Here is a 19,298-nt window from a genome sequence, read left to right as displayed (position 1 = left end):
TCCTAATTGGTTTGGGGCTCCCTTTTTTGGGTTTTGCCGGGGGGGGCCCCGGGTATTTGGGGGTGTTGGTGGGGTTTGGTTTTACACCCCCACCCCCCCCCACACGACCCGCTCAGGACTTGACCGGCGTCGCCGCCGAAGTGAACGACCGCAGCGCTTCGTCGAGCAGGTACACGTTCGCCTTCCCGACGTCGAAATACATCCCCGTCAGCCGGAGCTCGCCCCTCGCCAGGGCGGCCTCGACCACCGGATACGAGCGCAGGTTTTCCAGTTGCCGTACCACGTTGTGCAGGGCGAGCTGGTCGCCTTCGTGCGCCGGTCGCGCGCCGTCCAGCAGCACCGGCCCCTCGCTTTCCCTGCGCCGCAAGGTTTCCTCGCCGTGGCGCAGCCAGCCGCCGAGATGCGCGAGGCCGTCGGGCGCGTCCCCGAGCAACGCCTTCATCGCGCCGCAGCCGGAATGCCCGCACACCACCACTTCCCGCACCCGCAGCAGCCCGACGGCGTACTCGATCGCCGCCCCCACCGAGAAATCCGCTTCGGCGCCGGCGTGCGGGACGAGATTTCCGATGTTCCGCACGGTGAACAGGTCCCCCGGCCCGCTCGTGGTGATCAGGTTCGGCACGATCCGCGCGTCGCCACAGGTGATGAACAACGTATGCGGCCGCTGCCCGTTCGCCAGCCCGTCCCAGGTGCTCCGCAGCAGCGGCGCCGTCCGTCGCTGGAACTCCGAAGCGCCGCGGCACAACGGAACACTGCCGCCGCGCTGGCTCGGCAGTTCGAGATGCCCGGCCTGCCATTCCGACCACGGCGCGAGCCAGCGCGGCACCACGCGGGACGCGACGCCGCGGCGCACGGTCGGCACGCCCGCCTTGCCGCGTTCGAACCACGGATGCCCGATCTCGTCGACGATCACGGTCCCCCCGGCGCGTTCGTACGCGCGCTGCCAGCCGCGCAGGCAGTCGAACGCGGCATGGTCGAGGTAGTCGACGAACAGCTCCAGCGTCACCTCCGCGCGCTCGGGCACTTCGGCAAGGACGGTCGTGAGCCTTGGCACGGAAAGGAAAGTGAGCGCGCCCTCGATGACGACACGGGTCCGCGAGCCGTCCCGTTCGACATGGATGCCGGAGAACAGCATCCGGCGCAGCATCAAGGCGAGCGACACGGCGATCCCCGCGGCGACACCGGTCAGCAGGTTGACGGCGACCGCGCCGAGCAGGGTCGCGAGATAGACCGGCAGGTCGCCGTGGCGGCGGACCTCGCGGAGGCTGGTGAGGTTGACCAGTTTGGCGCCGACGTGGACGAGGAGACCGGCGAGCGCGGCGAGCGGGATCGCCCGCAGCGCGCCCGCCAGGAACAGGCAGCAGCCGAGGATCCAGACGCTGTGCAGGATCGCCGACGTCCGGGTGCGGGCGCCCGCTTCGAAGTTGGTCATGGAGCGCACGACGACGCCGGTGACCGGGAAGCCGCCGAGCGACCCGGAGGCGACGTTCGCCAGGCCCTGGCCGACCAGTTCGCGGTTGAGGTCGGTGCGCGGTCCGTCGCGAAGTTTGTCGATGGCGACGGCGGAAAGCAGGCTCTCCAGGCTGGCGATGAGCGCGATGGAGAGGACGGCGGCGATGATCGCCGCCCAAGACCCGGACGGTGCCTGGGGGACGAAACCCAGCCCCGGCAGCCCGTTCGGGAGGTCGACGCGCGGCAGGTCCATCCCCGCCGCGACGGAAAGGCCGGTCGCCAGCGCGACGGCGGCCAGCGGGCCGGGGACGCGGCGCACCGGAAGCGGCATCCGGGTCCACGCCAGCAGGACGCCGACGGTGACCACGCCGATCAGCGCGGCTTGATCGTGATGGCCGACGATCCGGCCGGGCAGCGCGAGGACGTTCTCGATCGTGGAACCCCGCGCCACACCGCCGAGCACGACGTGCAACTGGCCGAGGACGAGGATCAGGCCGATCCCGGCGAGCAGGCCGTGCACGATCGCGGGCGAGATCGCCAGCGTCGCCCGCGCGACGCGGGTGAGGCCGAAGAGGATCTGGACCACGCCCGCCGCGGCGGTCATCGCGCAGGTGGCGGCCCAGCCGAAGGTGGCGATGGTCTCCGCGATGACGATGGTCAGCGCGGCGGACGGACCGCTGACTTGCAGGGCGGAGGCGCCGAAGAGACTCGCGACGATTCCGCCGACGACGGCGGAGACGAGTCCGGCGAGCAAGGGGGCTCCGGCGGCGTGTGCGACGCCGAGCGAAAGCGGGACCGCCACGAGGAAGACGACGACCGAAGCCGGGACGTCGTGGCGAAGGTTCTTCAGGAGGGTCGATGCGGGATGGCGGCGGCCCGGAGGCCCGGTGTCGTGCTCGTCACCAACGATGTCGATCATGGGGGCAGGAAACCCGATCGGCGCGCAAAAGTCCGCTACGCAAAGGTTTCTCAGGTTTGCTTGTGCGCCCGGGAACTAGGGCATACCACGCTTTCACGGCAAACCACCCGAGAAGGACCCCGATCGGACTCGCCCGTTCGCTGGATCAAGATCAACTCACGACCACGCTCTGTACCCAGCGTGGCCTCTCCGGATTGCTGTGGCCGCTGTCACACTCTTTGGGCTGAACTTTGCCGTTTTTACGCTTTTTGTGCGGCCGAGACCATTGCGGAAGTGATCGCGGCGAGGTCCTCCCCCTCGGAAATGTACGGCGGCATCGTGTAGATCAGGTTCCGGAACGGGCGCAGCCAGACCCCGTTCTCGGTGAGGATCTCCGTCGCCACCGCCATGTCCACGGGATGGTCCAGTTCGATCACGCCGATGGCGCCGAGGACCCGCACATCGACGACCGAAGGCAGCTCGCGGGCCGGTTCGAGCCCGGCCTTCAGCGCGGCCTCGATCCGCGGGACGTCCGCTTTCCAGCCGCCTTCGGCCAGGATCCCCAGCGAGGCGTTGGCGACGGCCGAGGACAGCGGGTTCGCCATGAACGTCGGGCCGTGGGCCAGCACCGGCAGTTCACCGCGCGAGATCCCGTCGGCGATCTCCGGCGTGCACAGCGCCGCGGCCATCGTCAGGTACCCACCGGTCAGCGCCTTGCCGAGGCACAGGACATCGGGCGTGACCCCGGCGTGCTCGGCGGCGAACATCCGGCCGGTGCGGCCGAAACCCGTGGCGATCTCGTCGAAGATGAGCAGGATGTCGTGGGCTTCGGTGAGCTCGCGCAGCGCGCGCAGGTACGCGGGCGGGTGGAACCGCATGCCGCCGGCACCCTGCACGACCGGCTCGACGATGATCGCGGCCAGTTCGCCCGCGTTCCGCTCGATCTCGGTCGCGAGCAGCTCGAGGTAGTCCTGATCCGGCTCGTCGGCGAAACCGCCGGGCGGCTTGGGCAGGAACAGCTGCTCCGGCAGGATCCCGCGCCACAGCGCATGCATCCCGCCGTCGGGGTCGCAGACGCTCATCGGCGTGAACGTGTCGCCGTGGTATCCGCCGCGCCACGTCATCAGGCGCCGCTTTTCCTTGCGCCCCACCGACTGCCAGTACTGCAGGCACATCTTGACGGCGACCTCGACCGACACCGATCCCGAGTCGCACAAGAAGACGTGCCGCAAGCCCTCCGGCGCGAGGTCGACCAGCGTCTTCGCCAGCCTGATGGCCGGTTCGTGGGTGAGCCCGCCGAACATCACGTGACTCATCCGGCCCGCCTGCTCGGCCAGCGCCGCGTCCAGCACCGGGTTCCGGTAGCCGTGGATCGCCGCCCACCAGGACGACATGCCGTCGACCAGTTCGCGGCCGTCGTCGAGGGTGAGCCGGACCCCGCTCGCCTCGCGGACCAGCAGGGAGTCGATCGTGCTCGGCATCGGCCCGTACGGGTGCCAGACGTGTTCCGCGTCGAGCGCGAGGAGTTCGGCGGCGTCCATCCGGCGACCCTACGACACGTCCTCCTCAGCGCAGGCGCACAGGGAGGGTTTCCAGGCCGTGGACGAGGGCGCTTTCCCGCCACCGCAAGGTTTCCGGTTCGGCGTCCAGGTCGAGGGCGGGGAACCTCTCCAGCAGTCCGCGCAAGGCGATCTCGGTCTCCAGACGGGCCAGCGGGGCGCCGACGCAGTAGTGGATGCCGTGCCCGAACGCGAGATGCCCGGACGCCGAGCGCGTGACGTCCAGGCGGTGCGGGTCTTCGAACCGTTCGGCGTCCCGGTTCGCGCCGAGCAGCGAGACGAGCACGAATTCATCCGCCGGGATCTCGACGTCACCGACCGGCACGGGTTCCTTGGTGAACCGGATGGTCGCCAGGTGGATCGCGCCGTCGTAACGCAGGAACTCCTCGACCGCCCCGGGCAGCAGATCGGGATTCCCGCGGAGCGCGGCCAGCTGGTCCGGCTCCCGAAGCAGCGCGAAGACGCTGTTCGCGATCAGGTTGACCGTCGTCTCGAACCCCGCCACCAGCAGCAGGAACGCCATGGCCACCAACTCGTCCGCGGACAGCGAATCGCCTTCGTCGCTGGCGTGGATCAAGCCGGAAAGCAGGTCTTCGACGGGCTCCGCTCGCTTCTCCTCGATGAGTTCGACGAGGTACGCGTGCATCTGCGCGGCCGCGGCTTGGAGCTCTTCGGGCGTCGACCAGGCGAGCATCGTGTTCGACCACTTCGCGAACGCCGGCCGGTCGCCCGCGTGCACGCCGAGCAGTTCGCAGATCACCCGGATCGGCAGCGGAACCGCGAAGGCGGGCAGCAGGTCGACGCGTTCGGCGTCGCCGATGCCGTCCAGCAGTTCCGCGGTGATCTGCTCGATCCTCGGCCGCAGCCGGGAAACGGTGCGCGAGGTGAAGGCCTGGTTGACCAGTTTGCGCAGCCGCGTGTGGTCCGGCGGATCCGTGTTGAGCATATGCCCGCCGAGCGCGCGCACGGCGCTGTCACCGGCGGAATCAAAGCCGTCGCGTTCGAACAGCCGCCTCATGGCCACCGGGTCCTTGCCGACACGGGGATCCGAGAGGATCGCGCGGGCTTCGGCGTATCCGGTGACGATCCAGGTCTCCAGGCCGCGCGGCATCCGGACCTTGCGGGCCGGGCCCTCTTCGCGCAGCAGCGCCGAGACCCGGTGTGGTTCCTGGACGAGATCCCAGTCCAGGTTCTTCGGTTCCCCCATCGGTACGCGCCTCCCCGGCGCGCCGGTCAGCGTTCGGCCAGCGCGGCCACCACTCGCTCGGTCACTTCGGTCCAGTATGCCCGCTGTTCCTCGCGCTCGTCGGCGCCCGCGAGCCATTCCTGGTGGAACCGGAACGTGGTCTTCTGGTCGGTGCCGCTCACCGTGATCTGCAGGGTCGAGTCGTGGTCCCAGTCCTTCGGGCGCCAGGTCAGCCGGAGCTTGTCGCCCTCGGAGCGACGGCGGATCTCACCGGTCGTCCCGTTGGCCGTCTCGTACCCCGCGCCCGGCTCGTGGCCGAGTTCGGCGCCCGGGCCGAGCCAGATGCCGACGCCTTCACGTCCGACCAGGAAGTCCCACACCTGCGTGCTGTTGTACGGCACCGTCTGGGAAACGCCTACCTGCCAACCACTTCCGGCTGTTTTGGCCGTTGCTTTGGTCACCGGGCCATCATCCCATCGGGTGTACCGTGCGACGGTCACCGGTCCGGGTGGAGGATGTCTTTCCGTGCGCTACCGTCCGTTTTCTCCCGCTCTGCTGGTGTCCGAACTGACCGAACGCATCACCTCGATCACGGGCCGCCGCCGGATCGCGGTCGCCATCGACGGCGCGGCCGGTGCGACCGACACCACAGAACTCGCGGACGCCCTGGTCGATCCCCTGCGCATCGCCGGTCACGCGGCGTTGCGGATCTCGGCGAACGACTTCCTGCGCCCCGCTTCACTGCGCTTCGAACGCGGCAAAGAGGATCCGGATTCGCGCTACAGCGACTGGCTCGACCTCGGCGCCCTGCGCCGCGAAGTCCTCGACCCGCTCGCCGAGGACGGCAGCGGCTTGGTCCTTCCGTCGCTGTGGAACCCGGTCCGCGATCGCGCCACTCGCGCCGAACGCGTCGCGCTGCCCGAGGGCGGTGTCGTCCTGCTGGACGGCGAGTTCCTGTTCGGCGCGGGGCTCGCCTTCGATCTGAGCGTGCACCTGTGGCTCTCGCCCGCCGCGCTCGAGCGGCGGGTGCCCGACGCCTGGGCGCTCCCCGCCTATGCGCGCTACGAACGAGAAGTCGACCCGTCGGCGCTGTCCGACGTGGTGATCCGCGTCGACGATCCGAAGCATCCGGCGCGCTACGAACCCTGATTCCTCAGCGCACCGCCGCGACGGGGTCACCGTCGAGCAGGCCCGAAAGCCTGCTCGCCATGGTGTCCCACCGCCAGTTCTCGCCGACCCAGTCGCGGCCGGCGGCCCCCATCCGCCGTGCCCGCACCGGATCGGCGAGCAACGCGGCCAGCGTCTCCCGCAGCTGTTGCTCGTCGCGGCCGTCGACGACGTGCCCGGTGACCTCGTCCAGCACCGTCTCCGGCGCACCGCCCGAGTTCCCGGCGACGACCGGCAGCCCGGTCGCCGAGGCCTCCAGGTACACGATGCCCAGGCCCTCGACGTCGAGCCCCTTCCCGCGCGTCCGCGCCGGCATCGCGAAGACGTCACCCGCGTTGTAGTGCGCGGGCAACTCCTTCCACGGCACCGATCCGGTGATGACGACGCTGTCTTCGACCCCCAGCGCTTCGACGAGCCCGGTGAGCGTCTTGCGGTACGGGCCGCCGCCGACGAGCAGCAGCGCCACGTCCGGGATCCGCTTGCGAAGCTCGGGCAGGATCTTGATCAGCATGTCCTGGCCCTTGCGCGGCACCAGCCGCGAAACGCAGACGATCGTCGGCCGGTCGGCGAGACCGTGCCGTTCGCGGATCTCCTTGCCCGCGGCCGGATCCGGCCGGTAGAGCGCGGTGTCCACGCCGCACGGGAGCATCTCCAGCCCCGCCATCGGGCCGAAAGCGGCCGAAAAGCGGGAGCGCGTGTACTTGCTCACGTACGTGATCACGTCGACGGTGTCGCCGATCCGCCGCAATGCCTGCCGGGAACCCGGCAGCATCGACCAGCCGACCTCGTGGCCGTGCGTCGACGCCAGTACCCGGCGGGCGCCCGCCGAACGCAGCGGATGCCCCAGCAACGCCAGCGGCGCCGCGGCGCCGAACCAGACGGCCTCGCAGTCGCGGGCGCGCATGATCTCCTTCGCCCGCTTGAGCACGTCCGGGGTCGGCAACATCAGCGACGTCGGATGGCGCACCACCTCGAACGGGGCGGCGGCGTCGAACTCGCCGTGCGAGCCGGTGCTCGATTCCCAGGACGGGGCGTAGACGACCAGGTCGTCCGCGGGCAGGCGGGTGGCCAGCGAGTTCAGGTAGTTCTGGATGCCGCCCGGCCGGGGCGGGAAGTCGTTGGTCACCAGCAGGGTCCTCAGCACCCCTGCAGGCTACTTGGCCCGCCGCACGCGAAAGGGGCGGCACCGCCTGCGCGGTACCGCCCCTTTTCGTCTGTTCGTCAGGCCGTCGGGCGACGGGCGCCGACGTAGTTGTTCTGCAGCGGCGACACCTTGACGACGTCACCGGTGGTCGGCGCGTGCACCATCATGCCGTTGCCGACGTACATGCCGACATGCGAGACCGGCGAGTTGTAGAACACCAGGTCGCCCGGCTGCAGCTGCGAACGCTGCACCGCGGCGCCGAAGGTGGACTGCTGACGGCTGGACCGCGGCAGGGTGAGACCCGCCTGCTTGTACGCCCAGAGCATCAGACCGGAGCAGTCGAAGGACGACGGGCCGGTGTCGCCCCAGCCGTACGGGCTGCCGAGCTTGCTCTTGGCGGCCGCGAGGGCGGTCGCCGCGGCGGGACCCGGGGCAGGCACGTCGGGGAAGGCGCCGCCCTTGTCCTTCTGGGCGCTCCGGTCCGCGGCGCTCAGGTTGCCGCTGGCCCGCTGGATCTCCTTGACCTGGTCGTCCAGCGTCTTCTTGCGCGCCTCGATGTCCGTCGTCAGCTTGGCGGCGGTGTCGCGGGCGGCGGTGGCGGTGTTCTGGGCGTCCGCGGCCTGCTTCGCGGCCGCGGCGGCCTGGGCGACCGCACCGCTCAGGTTGTTCAGAGCGGTGTTCTTGTTCGCGGCGAGGACCTCGAGCGCCGAGGAGCGCTCCAGGAAGTCCTGGGTCGACGCGCCCGACAGCAGCGACGACAGCTTGTTCAGCTGCACACCGCTGGTGAAGGAGGCACCGGCGAACTTGTTGACCTCGGCCTGGAACGTCTTCTCGTCACCGGCCGCCTTGACACCGAGGTCCTTGGCGGCGGCGGCGTCTGCCGTGGCCTTGTCGAGCTCAGCCTGCTTCGCGGCGAGGTCGTCCTTCGCCTTGAGGAGGTCTTCGTTCGCCTTCTCGGCCTGTGCCGCGAGGTCGCGGTACTTGGCGAGGGCGTCCGAGCCGGACGGGGGCTGTTGGAGGGCGGGGCCTGGGGCTGCGGTGGCGGAAGGCTGGGCCACGGTCACCGCGGTGATCACCGCGGCAGCGGCCAAAGCTCCTGACACCACGCGCTTGACTGGATGCGACTGCACGGTCGCGCGTGTCTCCTTTGCTGTCGGCCACCGACTCGGAACCCGGGCGAAGAGGTCGGGGGCCCTCTTCCGCGAAGCCGCGACGCCGGCCGTGAGGCCCGCGCGGTTCCCCGCGTTCCCGCCTCGCGCCTGGCCGAGTGCTATCGCAACAGGTTTGGCGCGCGGCTGGTTCCGGTGCAGCTCCCCGACAAAGCTGCCTCAGTGGCGATCCCGTGTCGCCGTCTGGCGACGACTTCCGGCCACGAGATCTCGGACAGGTTACGAAACCACGGGCACCACGTCCACCATGGCAGGCGCAAAAACTCTCCGTGATGCGCCGAAACACCTTTGGACCAGCATGAGCGGAAAGGTGTGACGGGTGTTACAACCTGGGGCTGATCGCGACTACCTACCGTTCACCCGATCGGATCGACCACTCGTCGAATACCCCGGTCGAGGTGTGTCCTCAGGCCGATTTCCGGCGCTCCTGCGCCACGATCTCGACCATCCGGAGCCGCGGCACCATCCCGGCTTCGGCGAGCGCGTCGACCGCTTTCCGCTCGTCGGCGTCCCATTCGAGCGCGGGCGGCGCGCCGAGGAGGACGCTGACGACACAGTCATGACATGCGTCACCGCGGACCGCGCACCGGTCGCAATCGATGACGAGCGTCTCTATGTCCGCAATATCGGCGATGGCCTTGTCGTCCATCTCGGGCTCCTCACTTTCAGTGGTGAGGTGCACATTAAGAGCGACCACCGACAGTTCCGGCCCACTCACGCGAGTTACGCCTTCGATCACGCGAATTACGGCTCCGATCACGCGAGTCGCGGCTCCGGACACGCGAGTCGCGACATCTCACACCCGGCTGAGCCGCGACACCAGCACCGCGGACGGCACCGGATGCGCGCCCTTGCCCCGCACCGAGTCCGCCACCGCGCGGTCCGTGCTCGCGACCACCATCGGCCGCCCCGGCGGCTCGGCCGCGACCAGGGACCGGATGACGTCGTCCGCGAGCACGCCGCGTTCGGAGAACAGCACCCGCACCCCGCGCGGTACCGCGGCGGGCACGGAGAGCACACCGGCCCCGTCGAACACGACGGTGACCTCGGCCGAAGTCCGCGCGGCGAGCGCGGAAAGCTGGTGGATCAGCCGGTCGCGCTGGTCGGAAAGCGCCAGCTCCGGATACCCGGTCTTCGTGACGTTGTAGCCGTCGACGATCAGGTGCACGTTGGGCAGCGCGAGGTGCCGGTCGAGTGCGGTGACGTCCTGGATCTTGCCGCCCGCCCCGAGGCCCGACGTCGCGCCGCGGACCATGTCCGCCGGACGCTGCCCCCGCGCGCTCACCGAAAGTTCGCGCCGAAGCCCGCCGACGGCGCCTTCGATCGTGTCCAGCAGCAGCCCGAGCCGGACCTCGTCGGCCTGTCGCGCCTCACGGGCGGACTGACGGGCGATCTCGGCGTCCGTGACGGCCTTCTCCGCCCGCGCCCGTTCAGTCGCGACACGCTGCCTCTCACGGTCCAACTGGGCCTTCAGCGCCTTGATCTCCTCGGCGCTCTCGGCGCCTCCGGCTTCCAGCCGGGCATGCGCCTCGGCGACGGCGTCCTTCGCCTGGCGCAGCTGGACACCTTGTTCCCGCAGACGCTTCAACAGCTTTTCGACCTCGGCGTCGCGTTCGCCCCGCGCACCACCGGCGATCTCCTTGGCCTCGCGCAGTTCTTCGCGCAACTGGGCCAGTTCGGTCTCCAGCCGCTGGTTGCGGGCCAGCGCGGCGTCGCGTTCGGCGCGCAACGCCGTCTCCTCGGCGTTCTTCGCCACCAGCCGGACCCGTCCGGCCGCGCCGGCCTCGCCCAGCAGCACGGCCGCGGCCGCGGCGGCGACGGAATCGGCGGCGTTCGGGTCGAGGGCGTCCTTGCGATGGTCACGCAGCCATTCGGTCACCGCGACCCGGAACTGCGACGACTCCCCCAACGCGGTGAGCAACGCCGTCCCGCCGAGCTTCGCGCGTTTCGCCGGGGCGAACTTCGCGACCGGACGCAGCTGCCTCGGCACGTCGGCGACCGGCAGTTTGCCGACGGCGGCGGCCGCCAGCTCGGCGATCCGCTCCCGCACCGTCTCCGGCAGGGCCGTCCAGCCTTCGGCCGGCACCTCTTCGGACGTTTCCGGCGCACCCGCCGACGCCACGACACCCGAGGGGCCGCCGGTGGCGTCCTCGGGCGATTCGGGCACTGCGGGCTGCGGTTGCATCGCTCCAGCGTAGGCCCCATGCCCTCCGGGCGCGCTGGATGGGACGGCGTGCGCGGATACCGGGATTGTCGGTGGCCGCCCCTACTGTGCCCCACCATGGACACCGGACGGCGGCCCGGCGCGGCGCAACTCGCCTTCGACGAGCTGGGAACTCCTTTGCGGGACATCACTTTCGTCGTATTCGACCTGGAGACCACCGGTACGAAACCCGGTCCGGACGGGATCACCGAGATCGGCGCGGTCAAGGTCCGCGCGGGCGAGATCGTCGGCGAGTTCGCCACCTTCGTCAATCCGGGGATGCCGATCCCGCCCCAGATCGTCGAGCTCACCGGCATCACCGCCGCGATGGTCTACGACGCTCCCCGGATCGAGCGCGTGCTGCCCGCGTTCCTCGAATTCATCTCCGGTGCCGTGCTCGTGGCGCACAACGCCGCCTTCGACACCGGCTTCATGCGCGCGGCCTGCGAAGGCCACGGCTACCACTGGCCCAAGACGGCCGTCGTCTGCACGGTCCGCCTCGCCCGCCGGGTCATCTCCCGCGACGAGACGCCCAGCTACCGGCTTTCCGCGCTGGCCGCGCTGTTCGGAGCTCGCACGACGCCCAACCACCGCGCGCTCGCGGACGCGCGCGCCACCGTCGACGTCCTGCACGCGCTGCTCGAAAGGGTGGGCAACCTCGGCGTCCACACCCTCGAGGAACTGCTGGACTACCTGCCCGAGGTGACGGCGGCCCAGCGCCGCAAACGGTCGCTGGCCGAGCATCTGCCCTCGCGGCCCGGCGTCTACCTGTTCCGCGGCCCGAGCGACGAGGTCCTCTACGTCGGGACGTCGTCCGATCTGCGCCGCCGGGTCCGCCAGTACTTCACCGGTTCGGAGAGCCGAGGGCGCATCCGGGAGATGGTCGCGCTGGCCGAGCGGGTCGACGCGGTCGAATGCGCGCACGCGCTGGAGGCCGCCGTCCGGGAGCTTCGGCTGATCGCCGCCCACCGCCCCATGTACAACCGCCGTTCCAAGAACCCACGGCACGCCTGGTGGGTCGCGCTGACCGAGGAGGCGTTCCCACGCCTGTCGGTGGTCCGCATGCCGCGAGACGGGATGCTGGGGCCCTTTCGCACCCAGACCGACGCCCGGTCCGCCGCGGACACCCTCGCCGGCGCCTCGGGACTGCGGACGTGCACCCAGCGCATCTCGGCGACCGCGCCGAGCGGGACGCCCTGTGTCCTCGCCGAACTCGGCCGCTGCGGAGCGCCGTGCGCCGGGCTGCAGACGGTCGATGAGTACCGGCCGGGCGTGCTGGCGGTGTCCGGCCTCATCGCCGGCACGGACGGACGGCCGCTGCGGGCCGCCGCCGACCAGCTGGCCCGGCTCTCGGCCGCCGAACACTACGAACAGGCCGCCCAGCATCGCGATCAGCTGGCCGGGCTGGTCCGCGCGGTCGGCCGTGCGCACCGGCAGTCGGCGCTGGCGGGCATTCCGGAGCTGATCGCCGCCGGGCCGGACGGGAACGGCGGCTGGGAACTGGCGGTGATCCGGCACGGCAGGCTCGCGTCGGCGGGGGTGGCGCGGCGCGGGGTGCCGCCGATGCCGGTCGTCGAAATGCTCGTGGCCTCGGCGGAGACGGTCATCCCCGGCCCCGGCCCGCTCTTCGGCGCGATCCCGGAGGAGGTCCAGATCCTCCTGCGCTGGCTGACCCGCCCGGGCGTCCGGCTGGTGCGCACGACGCAGCCCTGGGCGGAGCCCGCCGCCGTGGCGGGCGGCTGGCAGGAGTGGCTCGACCTGGCATCGAGCGCGACGGCACTGGAACGCGTGGCGGGCTAGGATTCCGGCACCGGATTCACTGACGTAGGAGGACCCTTTGATCACGGCGATCGTGCTGATCCAGGTCGAAGCCGATGCCATCCCCGAGGCGGCACAGGCGATCGCGGACATCGAGGGTGTCCGCGAGGTCTACTCCTGCGCGGGCGACGTCGATCTGATCGCGTCGGTCCGCGTCGCGGCTCACGAAGACCTCGCGGACCTGATCCCGGCGAAGATCGGCAAGGTTCCGGGCGTGCTGAGCACGGTCACGCACATCGCGTTCCGCTCGTACTCGAAGGCCGACAGCGAGTCCGCGTTCGACATCGGCGTCGAAGGCGCCTGAGCTTCCCCCAAGTACATGAAGGCCCCCTTCACCGCGTCTAGCGCAGTGAAGGGGGCCTTCATGTACTTCCGACGAGCTAGTGCCCGGAGGTGATCTCCTTGCGCTCCTGCGAAGGCTCGCCACCGATGTCGTCGACCTTGCCGTTGCCGTGCCCGTTGGACCGGGCGCGCTCCAGCGCGATCGTCTCCTCGACCGGGTCCGGGGACCAGGTCGAACCGGCGACGGCGTGTCCGGCCGAGCCGAGCTTGTTCATCTTCTTCGGCACCGACGCGCCCTGGTACTCGAGCGGGATCGCGTGGCCGTGGTCGTCCACCGGGCCGAGCGGCTGGTGGATCTCGATGAACTCACCGTGCGGCAGGCGCTTGATGATGCCGGTTTCGACACCGTGCTCCAGCACCTCGCGGTCGGCCCGCTGGAGGCCGAGGCAGATCCGGTAGGTGATGTAGTACGCGATCGGCGGCAGCAGCAGGACACCGATCCGGCCCGCCCACGTCGTCGCGTTCAGCGAGATGTCGAAGGCGAACGCGATGATGTCGTTGAAGCCCGACAGCATGATGACCGCGAAGAACGTCAGGGCCATGATGCCCAGCGAGGTCCGGACCGGGACGTCGCGCGGACGCTGCAGCAGGTTGTGGTGCGCGGTGTCCTTGGACAGCTTTCGCTCGATCCAGGGGTACATCACCAGCAACCCGATCAGCAGCGGCATCCCGACCGCGCCGGGGAAGAACACCGCGGGGACCGTGTAGTTCCCGAGGTAGAGCTCCCACGCGGGCCAGATCCGCAGCATGCCGTCGGCCCAGGCCATGTACCAGTCCGGCTGTGAACCCGCCGAGACCTGCGCCGCGTTGTACGGGCCGATGTTCCAGATCGGGTTGATCTGGAAGAGGCCCGACATCAGCGCGATGACTCCGGTGACCAGCGCGAAGAACGCACCACCCTTGAGCGCGAAGACCGGCATGATGCGGACGCCGACGACGTTGGTCTCCTTGCGGCGCACGCCGGGGAACTGCGTGTGCTTCTGGTACCAGACCAGCGCGAGGTGCGCGGCCACCAGGCCGAGCATGATGCCCGGCAGCAGCAGGATGTGGATCGTGTACAGGCGCGGGATGATCTCGTTGCCGGGGAACTCCCCGCCGAACAGCGCCCAGTGGATCCACGTGCCCATGACCGGCACCGAGAGCACGATGCCCGACAGGGTCGCGCGGATACCGGTACCGGAGAGCAGGTCGTCCGGGAGCGAGTAGCCGAAGAAGCCTTCGAACATGCCCAGGACCAGCAGCAGCGCGCCGATGACCCAGTTCGCCTCACGCGGGCGGCGGAACGCGCCGGTGAAGAAGATCCGGAACATGTGCACCATCATCGAAGCCACGAAGATCAGCGCGGCCCAGTGGTGCAGCTGGCGGACGAAGAGGCCGCCCCGGACGTCGAACGAGATGTCGAGCGTGGTCGCGAAGGCCCGCGACATCTCGACGCCCTGCAGACCGGTGTAGCTGCCGTTGTAGACGACCTCCTCCATGGAGGGGTCGAAGAACAGCGTGAGATAGACACCCGACAGCAACAGGATGATGAAGCTGTAGAGCGCGATCTCGCCGAGCAGGAACGACCAGTGCGTCGGGAACACCTTGTTGAGCTGGTGCCGCATGCCCTTGGCCAGGTGATACCGGTCGTCGGCCCACTTCGCACCAGCGCCCGCGGCCTTCTCGACCGGGTTCGTCCCCTTGGTCGGGGTGGTGAGTGAACTCATGACTTACGCTCCCAAAAGGCCGGTCCGACGGCCTCGTTGAAGTCTCCGCGCGCGATCAGGTAGCCCTCTTTGTCCACTGTAATCGGAAGCTGGGCCAAAGGCCGGGTCGCCGGCCCGAAAATCGGCTTGGCGTAGTGGAGCGCGTCGAACTGCGACTGGTGGCAAGGGCAGAGGATGCGGTTGGTCCGCTGCTCGTACAGGGAGGTCGGGCAGCCCACGTGGCTGCAGATCTTCGTGTACGCGTAGTAGTCGCCGAAGTTGTAGTCCTCCTGGCCCTGACGCTTGACGACCTTGGCGGCGTCGGTCGGGCGGAGACGGATCAGCATGACCGGGTTGTCGACCCGCTTGAAGGCGGCCGACAGCGCGTGCTCGTCCTCACGCTCGGACTCGCGGAACGGGAAGACCGTCTCCATGGCGCCCGCGTCGAGGTCCTCGACCCTGACCAGGGAGACCTCGTGCGGACGGCCGGTGTTGCGGCGCAGGTAGACGACCTCGTCCGGGAAGTTCTTCTTCCAGCCCGAGTGCCACAGCGAATCGCGGTTCTCGGTGTCCTTCCACGGGTCCTTGATGAAGGACGCGACCGGCAGTGCCGCGACGGCGAGACCGAGCACACCGGCACCGGCGCCCGCGGACCGCTTGATCATCGAGCGGCGCGCGATGGTCATACGGTTACCCGAGTCGGCCAGCTGGGCGAGGATGGTGGCCTTGTCGACCTCTTTCGACCCGCCGTCACCGCGCTCCTGCACCGAGACCTCGGCCGGGACGAACTTCTTGGTGTAGAGGATCACACCGATGCCGAGGCTGAGCACGGCGAGCCCGAGGGAGACCCCGAGCAGCGGCGTGTACAGCGTGTACTTGGTGTAGCCGGTCGTGCCCGGCTCCTTGTACTCGAACCAGTGCGGCCACGCGATGAGGACCACGAACGCGAGGCCGGACAGCGCGGCCAGCACGAACCAGAGGGCGACAGCGCGCTCGGCGCGCTTCTCCGCCCGTGTCCCCTCGACCGGCCACGGCTGCGGGTACTCCACGATCTCGACCCCGTCGAGCGCGGTACCCAGCTTGACGAGCTGGTCGCGATCCATGTCCGCCAATTCCGCCTCTGTCGGCGGCTTCGGCCCTTCGGCGCTCATGCCTTCGATCCAATCCACAACGTCACGCCGATCAGCGCGGCGATCCCGACGATCCACGCGATCGCGCCCTCCGAAGCCGGGCCAAGACCGCCGAGCGAGCTACCGCCGGGTGCGTTGTTCCCGTGACTCACGGACTTCACGAACGCGATGATGTCCTTCTTCTCCTCCGGCGACAGCTGCCGGTCGGAGAACTTGGGCATGTTCTGCGGCCCGGTGAGCATCGCGGTGTAGATCTGCTCTTCCGTGGCCGGGTCCAGGTTCGGGGCGAACTTGCCCGAGGAGAGCGCGCCGCCGCGGCCGGTGAAGCCGTGGCAGGAGGCGCAGTTGAGGCGGAAGAGTTCGCTGCCGCGCGCGACGTCGTCGCCGCGCAGCGCGTCACCCTTCTCGGCGGGACGCTGCGCGCCGCCACCGTTGGCCTGGATGTAGGCGCCGAGCGCGTTGATCTCGGCCTCGGACAGCTTCGGCGGCTTCCGCTGCGCCTGGGCTTCCTGACGCACCGCGGGCATACGGCCGGAGGAGGTCTGGAAGTACACGGCCGCGTCGCCGATGCCGATGAGGCTCGGGCCACGGTCGGTGACACCTTCGAGCTTCGGCCCGTGACATTCGATACACGTGTTGTTGTAGATCTTCTCGCCCTCGCGCAGGAGGGCGGATTCGCCCTGCGCCTGCGCGGTCTGCGGCTCCGGGGCGAAAACGGCGTACAACCCGCCCACGCTGAGCAGCGCGATCCCGAGCGCCAGCGCGCCGGCGAACCGCCTGCGTGCCTTCGACCGCTTGCGGAAGCGGCGCTCCGTAGTGTTCTTGCTGGAGGTCATCTTGCGGCAACCCTTGCTGTCAGTTCAGGCCGATAGGTCGTGGTGGCGGCTTCGTTCACGGAAGGATGTAGATCACCGCGAACAGGCCCACCCACACGATGTCGACGAAGTGCCAGTAGTACGACACCACGATCGCCGAGGTGGCCTGGGCCGGGGTGAACTTGCTCAGCTTGGTGCGGATGAGCAGGTACACGAACGCGATGAGCCCGCCGATGACGTGCAGGCCGTGGAACCCGGTCGCGAGGAAGAAGACCGTGCCGAACGGGCCGGACGGGATCGTCATCCCCTCGTCGATCAGGTGGAGGTACTCGTAACCCTGGCCGCCGACGAAGATCGCGCCCATGATCAACGTGATGATGTACCAGCGTCGAAGGCCGAAGACGTCGCCCTTTTCGGCGGCGAACACGCCGAACTGGCAGGTGAACGAGGAAGCCACGAGGATCACCGTGAACGGGATCGCCAAGGCGACGTTCAACTCGAAGGGCTCACCGTGCAGCGGCGGCGGCCACTGACCGGTGGCGTTCTGCGCCTTCACGGTGAAGAACATGGCGAACAGTCCGGCGAAGAACATCAGTTCGCTGGACAGCCACACGATGGTGCCGACACTGACCATGTTCGGCCGGTTCAGCGAGTGGACCCGCTGGCTGATGGTGGGAGCTGCCGTTGTCACGCGTCGCATTATGTCCTCTCACGCACGGGGCCCGCCGGGTGGGTCCACGGCAAGTCGCGTGCGTGTCGGGTCACATCTGAACGAAAGTGGGAACCGGGCTACTCATGGGTTTACTAGATCGGCTTCGTGACCTGGTCAGGAAGCCTTCCGTCCCAGGCCTGACGGTCGACACGCCCGGCGTGGAGATCGTCGTGGAGGCCTTCGATCCGGTCGAGGCGGATTCTTCGGCGTTGGCGAGATCACCCGCTTGGGTCGCCGAAGCGCCCGCGATCCTGCGCCATCACCTGAAGCTGCCGCCCGGAAAGGTGGCGGAGGCGGCCTCGATCCTCGCCCAGGACGGCTGGGAGCTGCGAGAACAGGGACCGGACGGCGAGTTCGCCGTCGTGCACGCGGTGCGCGTCCAGACCCTCGACGCGCTGCACTGCGCGCAGGAACGGTCGCGGATGGCGGGGCTCGCGCAACGGCTCGGCGGCGATTCTCTGGGCTGGGACGCGCTCCAGCCGTCGGGTGCGTCCACGTGATGTCGGTCATGGCGGATAACATCGCGGGGTCGACATGACTAGACGAGGCGGAGGCGCGCTCATGGGCGAGCAGGCGATGCGGATCCTGGTGTTCAGCCACAAGGCGGAGGTGCGCGAGGCGATCATCAACGCCGTCGGCCGCAGGCCCGCCACCGACCTCGGCCGGGTGGACTACACCGAGGCGTCCGGCATCTCCGAGGTCCTCGTCGAGATGGACGCGGGCAACGTGGACCTGGCCATCCTCGACGGCGAGGCACAGCCGACCGGCGGCATCGGGCTGACCCGCCAGCTGAAGAACGAGATCGAGGACTGCCCCCCGATCGTGGTGTCGGTGCGGCGCAAGGACGACCGCTGGCTCGCGACCTGGTCGCAGGCCGACGCGGTGCTGGTCCACCCGCTCGACCCGCTGACCGCCGCCGAGACCGTCGCCGACGTGCTGCGCGCCCGGCGGGTGCCGGCTGTGCACGGCTGAGCCGATGAGCGCGGCCGTCAAGACGTGGCCGTCCCTGCTCAACCAGCTCATCGCGCGCGCGGATCTGTCCGAGGAGGACACCGCGTGGGCGATGGACCAGATCATGAGCGGGGCGGCGACGCCCTCCCAGATCGCCGGGTTCGCCGTCGCGCTGCGCGCGAAGGGTGAGACACCGGCGGAGATCTCCGGCATGGCCGACGCCATGCTGGCGCACGCCAAACGCGTGACGATCGACCGGCCGTCGGTGGACATCGTCGGCACCGGCGGCGACCGGTCCAATTCGGTCAACATCTCCACCATGGCCACGGTGGTGACGGCCGCGGCCGGCGCACCGGTGGCCAAGCACGGCAACCGGAGCGCTTCGTCGAAGTCCGGCGCGGCGGACGTGCTGGAGGAGCTGGGCGTCACCATCGACCTGCCGCCGGAGACGGTCCAGCGCAGTGTCAACGAGCTGGGCATCGGCTTCTGCTTCGCGCCGAAGTTCCACCCGGCCCTGCGCCACGCCGGTCCGACCCGCGGCGAGCTCGGCGTGCCGACGACGTTCAACCTGCTGGGTCCCTTGACCAACCCGGCGCAGCCGCGCAGTTCGCTGATCGGCTGCGCGTACGCGGACAAGACCCGCGTGCTGGCCGAGGTGTTCGCGCGGCGCGGGATGACCGTGCTGCTCGTGCGCGGCGACGACGGGCTGGACGAGATCACGACCACGACCACGAGTTCGGTGTGGGTGGTCTCCGGCGGCGAGATCACCGAGCGGAGCTTCGACCCCGCCTCGCTGGGCATCGCCCGCGCCACCGCCGACGACCTGCGCGGCGGCGACGCGGCGCACAACGCCGAGGTGTTCCGGCAGGTGATGGCCGGGAAGACCGGACCGGTCCGGGACGCGGTGCTGCTCAACTCGGCGGCCGCGCTGGCGGCTTTCGCCGGGTTCTCGGGGTCGCTGGAAGACGACCTCGCGGCCGGGCTCGCACGGGCGGCCTCGGCCATCGATTCGGGCGCGGCGGCCGACCTGCTGAACCGATGGATCGCCTTCGCCTGACCCACGCCTT

Annotated in this window: 18 protein-coding genes; 6 read left to right on the top strand and 12 right to left on the bottom strand. The window is 69.7% G+C overall.

Annotated features, from left to right (window positions below):
- Positions 1–112 precede the first annotated feature (112 nt).
- The 4 genes from ACIRGA_RS36495 to ACIRGA_RS36480 all read right to left on the bottom strand — a co-directional run bounded on the left by ACIRGA_RS36495 (position 113) and on the right by ACIRGA_RS36480 (position 5,496).
- Complete coding sequence (locus ACIRGA_RS36495) at positions 113–2,371, bottom strand: bifunctional SulP family inorganic anion transporter/carbonic anhydrase (RefSeq protein ID WP_400950376.1); 2,259 nt, start codon at positions 2,369–2,371, stop codon at positions 113–115.
- 239 nt (positions 2,372–2,610) lie between these two features.
- A complete protein-coding gene (locus ACIRGA_RS36490) occupies positions 2,611–3,891 on the bottom strand; it encodes an adenosylmethionine--8-amino-7-oxononanoate transaminase (RefSeq protein ID WP_400950373.1) in 1,281 nt (426 codons plus the stop codon).
- Positions 3,892–3,916: 25 nt separating this feature from the next.
- On the bottom strand, positions 3,917–5,116 hold the full coding sequence (locus ACIRGA_RS36485; protein WP_400950371.1) for a cytochrome P450: 1,200 nt from the start codon (positions 5,114–5,116) through the stop codon (positions 3,917–3,919).
- A 26-nt stretch (positions 5,117–5,142) separates the two neighbouring features.
- Entirely contained in the window at positions 5,143–5,496 is a 354-nt protein-coding gene (locus tag ACIRGA_RS36480; RefSeq protein ID WP_400950388.1) for an SRPBCC domain-containing protein, read from the bottom strand.
- A 124-nt stretch (positions 5,497–5,620) separates the two neighbouring features.
- Here ACIRGA_RS36480 and ACIRGA_RS36475 point away from each other — a divergent pair, with 124 nt between their 5' ends.
- The gene (locus ACIRGA_RS36475) at positions 5,621–6,244 is read left to right on the top strand and encodes a uridine kinase (protein ID WP_400950368.1); all 624 of its coding nucleotides are present in this window, start codon (positions 5,621–5,623) and stop codon (positions 6,242–6,244) included.
- 4 nt (positions 6,245–6,248) lie between these two features.
- Here the strand turns inward: ACIRGA_RS36475 and ACIRGA_RS36470 are convergent, their stop codons facing one another.
- The 4 genes from ACIRGA_RS36470 to ACIRGA_RS36455 all read right to left on the bottom strand — a co-directional run bounded on the left by ACIRGA_RS36470 (position 6,249) and on the right by ACIRGA_RS36455 (position 10,760).
- Entirely contained in the window at positions 6,249–7,406 is a 1,158-nt protein-coding gene (locus ACIRGA_RS36470; RefSeq protein ID WP_378371445.1) for a glycosyltransferase family 4 protein, read from the bottom strand.
- A gap of 77 nt (positions 7,407–7,483) precedes the next feature.
- A complete protein-coding gene (locus ACIRGA_RS36465; RefSeq protein WP_400950366.1) occupies positions 7,484–8,536 on the bottom strand; it encodes a C40 family peptidase in 1,053 nt (350 codons plus the stop codon).
- Between the two features lie 445 nt (positions 8,537–8,981).
- Positions 8,982–9,224 carry a hypothetical protein gene (locus tag ACIRGA_RS36460; RefSeq protein ID WP_400950363.1) on the bottom strand — a complete coding sequence of 81 codons (243 nt, stop codon included), beginning with the start codon at positions 9,222–9,224 and terminating at the stop codon, positions 8,982–8,984.
- 147 nt (positions 9,225–9,371) lie between these two features.
- Positions 9,372–10,760: an NYN domain-containing protein gene (locus ACIRGA_RS36455; protein WP_400950359.1), complete on the bottom strand. Its 1,389-nt coding sequence runs from the start codon at positions 10,758–10,760 to the stop codon at positions 9,372–9,374.
- Positions 10,761–10,856: 96 nt separating this feature from the next.
- Here ACIRGA_RS36455 and ACIRGA_RS36450 point away from each other — a divergent pair, with 96 nt between their 5' ends.
- Both ACIRGA_RS36450 and ACIRGA_RS36445 read left to right on the top strand, forming a co-directional pair.
- Entirely contained in the window at positions 10,857–12,578 is a 1,722-nt protein-coding gene (locus tag ACIRGA_RS36450) for a DEDD exonuclease domain-containing protein (protein ID WP_400950356.1), read from the top strand.
- A gap of 37 nt (positions 12,579–12,615) precedes the next feature.
- Positions 12,616–12,900: an Lrp/AsnC family transcriptional regulator gene (locus tag ACIRGA_RS36445; RefSeq protein ID WP_005154220.1), complete on the top strand. Its 285-nt coding sequence runs from the start codon at positions 12,616–12,618 to the stop codon at positions 12,898–12,900.
- A gap of 76 nt (positions 12,901–12,976) precedes the next feature.
- Here ACIRGA_RS36445 and ACIRGA_RS36440 read toward each other — a convergent pair whose 3' ends face one another.
- Genes ACIRGA_RS36440 through ACIRGA_RS36425 form a run of 4 tightly spaced genes read right to left on the bottom strand, consistent with a single transcriptional unit; the run spans position 12,977 to position 17,268 of the window.
- On the bottom strand, positions 12,977–14,644 hold the full coding sequence (locus tag ACIRGA_RS36440) for a cytochrome bc complex cytochrome b subunit (RefSeq protein ID WP_125787909.1): 1,668 nt from the start codon (positions 14,642–14,644) through the stop codon (positions 12,977–12,979).
- Positions 14,641–15,774, bottom strand: a complete 1,134-nt coding sequence (locus tag ACIRGA_RS36435) for a ubiquinol-cytochrome c reductase iron-sulfur subunit (protein WP_400950351.1) — start codon at positions 15,772–15,774, stop codon at positions 14,641–14,643. Before ACIRGA_RS36435 ends, ACIRGA_RS36440 begins: the two co-directional genes overlap by 4 nt.
- Complete coding sequence (locus ACIRGA_RS36430) at positions 15,771–16,589, bottom strand: c-type cytochrome (protein WP_400950348.1); 819 nt, start codon at positions 16,587–16,589, stop codon at positions 15,771–15,773. Before ACIRGA_RS36430 ends, ACIRGA_RS36435 begins: the two co-directional genes overlap by 4 nt.
- A 55-nt stretch (positions 16,590–16,644) precedes the next feature.
- Complete coding sequence (locus ACIRGA_RS36425; RefSeq protein WP_005164165.1) at positions 16,645–17,268, bottom strand: heme-copper oxidase subunit III; 624 nt, start codon at positions 17,266–17,268, stop codon at positions 16,645–16,647.
- Positions 17,269–17,363: 95 nt separating this feature from the next.
- Here ACIRGA_RS36425 and ACIRGA_RS36420 point away from each other — a divergent pair, with 95 nt between their 5' ends.
- The 3 genes from ACIRGA_RS36420 (at position 17,364) to trpD (ending at position 19,288) form a co-directional block, all read left to right on the top strand.
- Positions 17,364–17,780 (top strand): hypothetical protein, encoded by a 417-nt coding sequence (locus ACIRGA_RS36420; RefSeq protein WP_400950344.1) that lies wholly within the window; start codon positions 17,364–17,366, stop codon positions 17,778–17,780.
- 61 nt (positions 17,781–17,841) lie between these two features.
- Positions 17,842–18,252, top strand: a complete 411-nt coding sequence (locus ACIRGA_RS36415) for a hypothetical protein (RefSeq protein ID WP_400950383.1) — start codon at positions 17,842–17,844, stop codon at positions 18,250–18,252.
- 4 nt (positions 18,253–18,256) lie between these two features.
- Entirely contained in the window at positions 18,257–19,288 is a 1,032-nt protein-coding gene (trpD, locus tag ACIRGA_RS36410; RefSeq protein ID WP_400950342.1) for an anthranilate phosphoribosyltransferase, read from the top strand.
- The last annotated feature ends 10 nt before the right edge of the window (positions 19,289–19,298 follow it).

The sequence above is a fragment of the Amycolatopsis sp. NPDC102389 genome (assembly GCF_044765885.1).
Classification (GTDB): Bacteria; Actinomycetota; Actinomycetes; order Mycobacteriales; family Pseudonocardiaceae; genus Amycolatopsis.
Note: the sequence above shows the minus strand (reverse complement) of the source record. Positions and strands in the feature narration are given on the sequence as shown.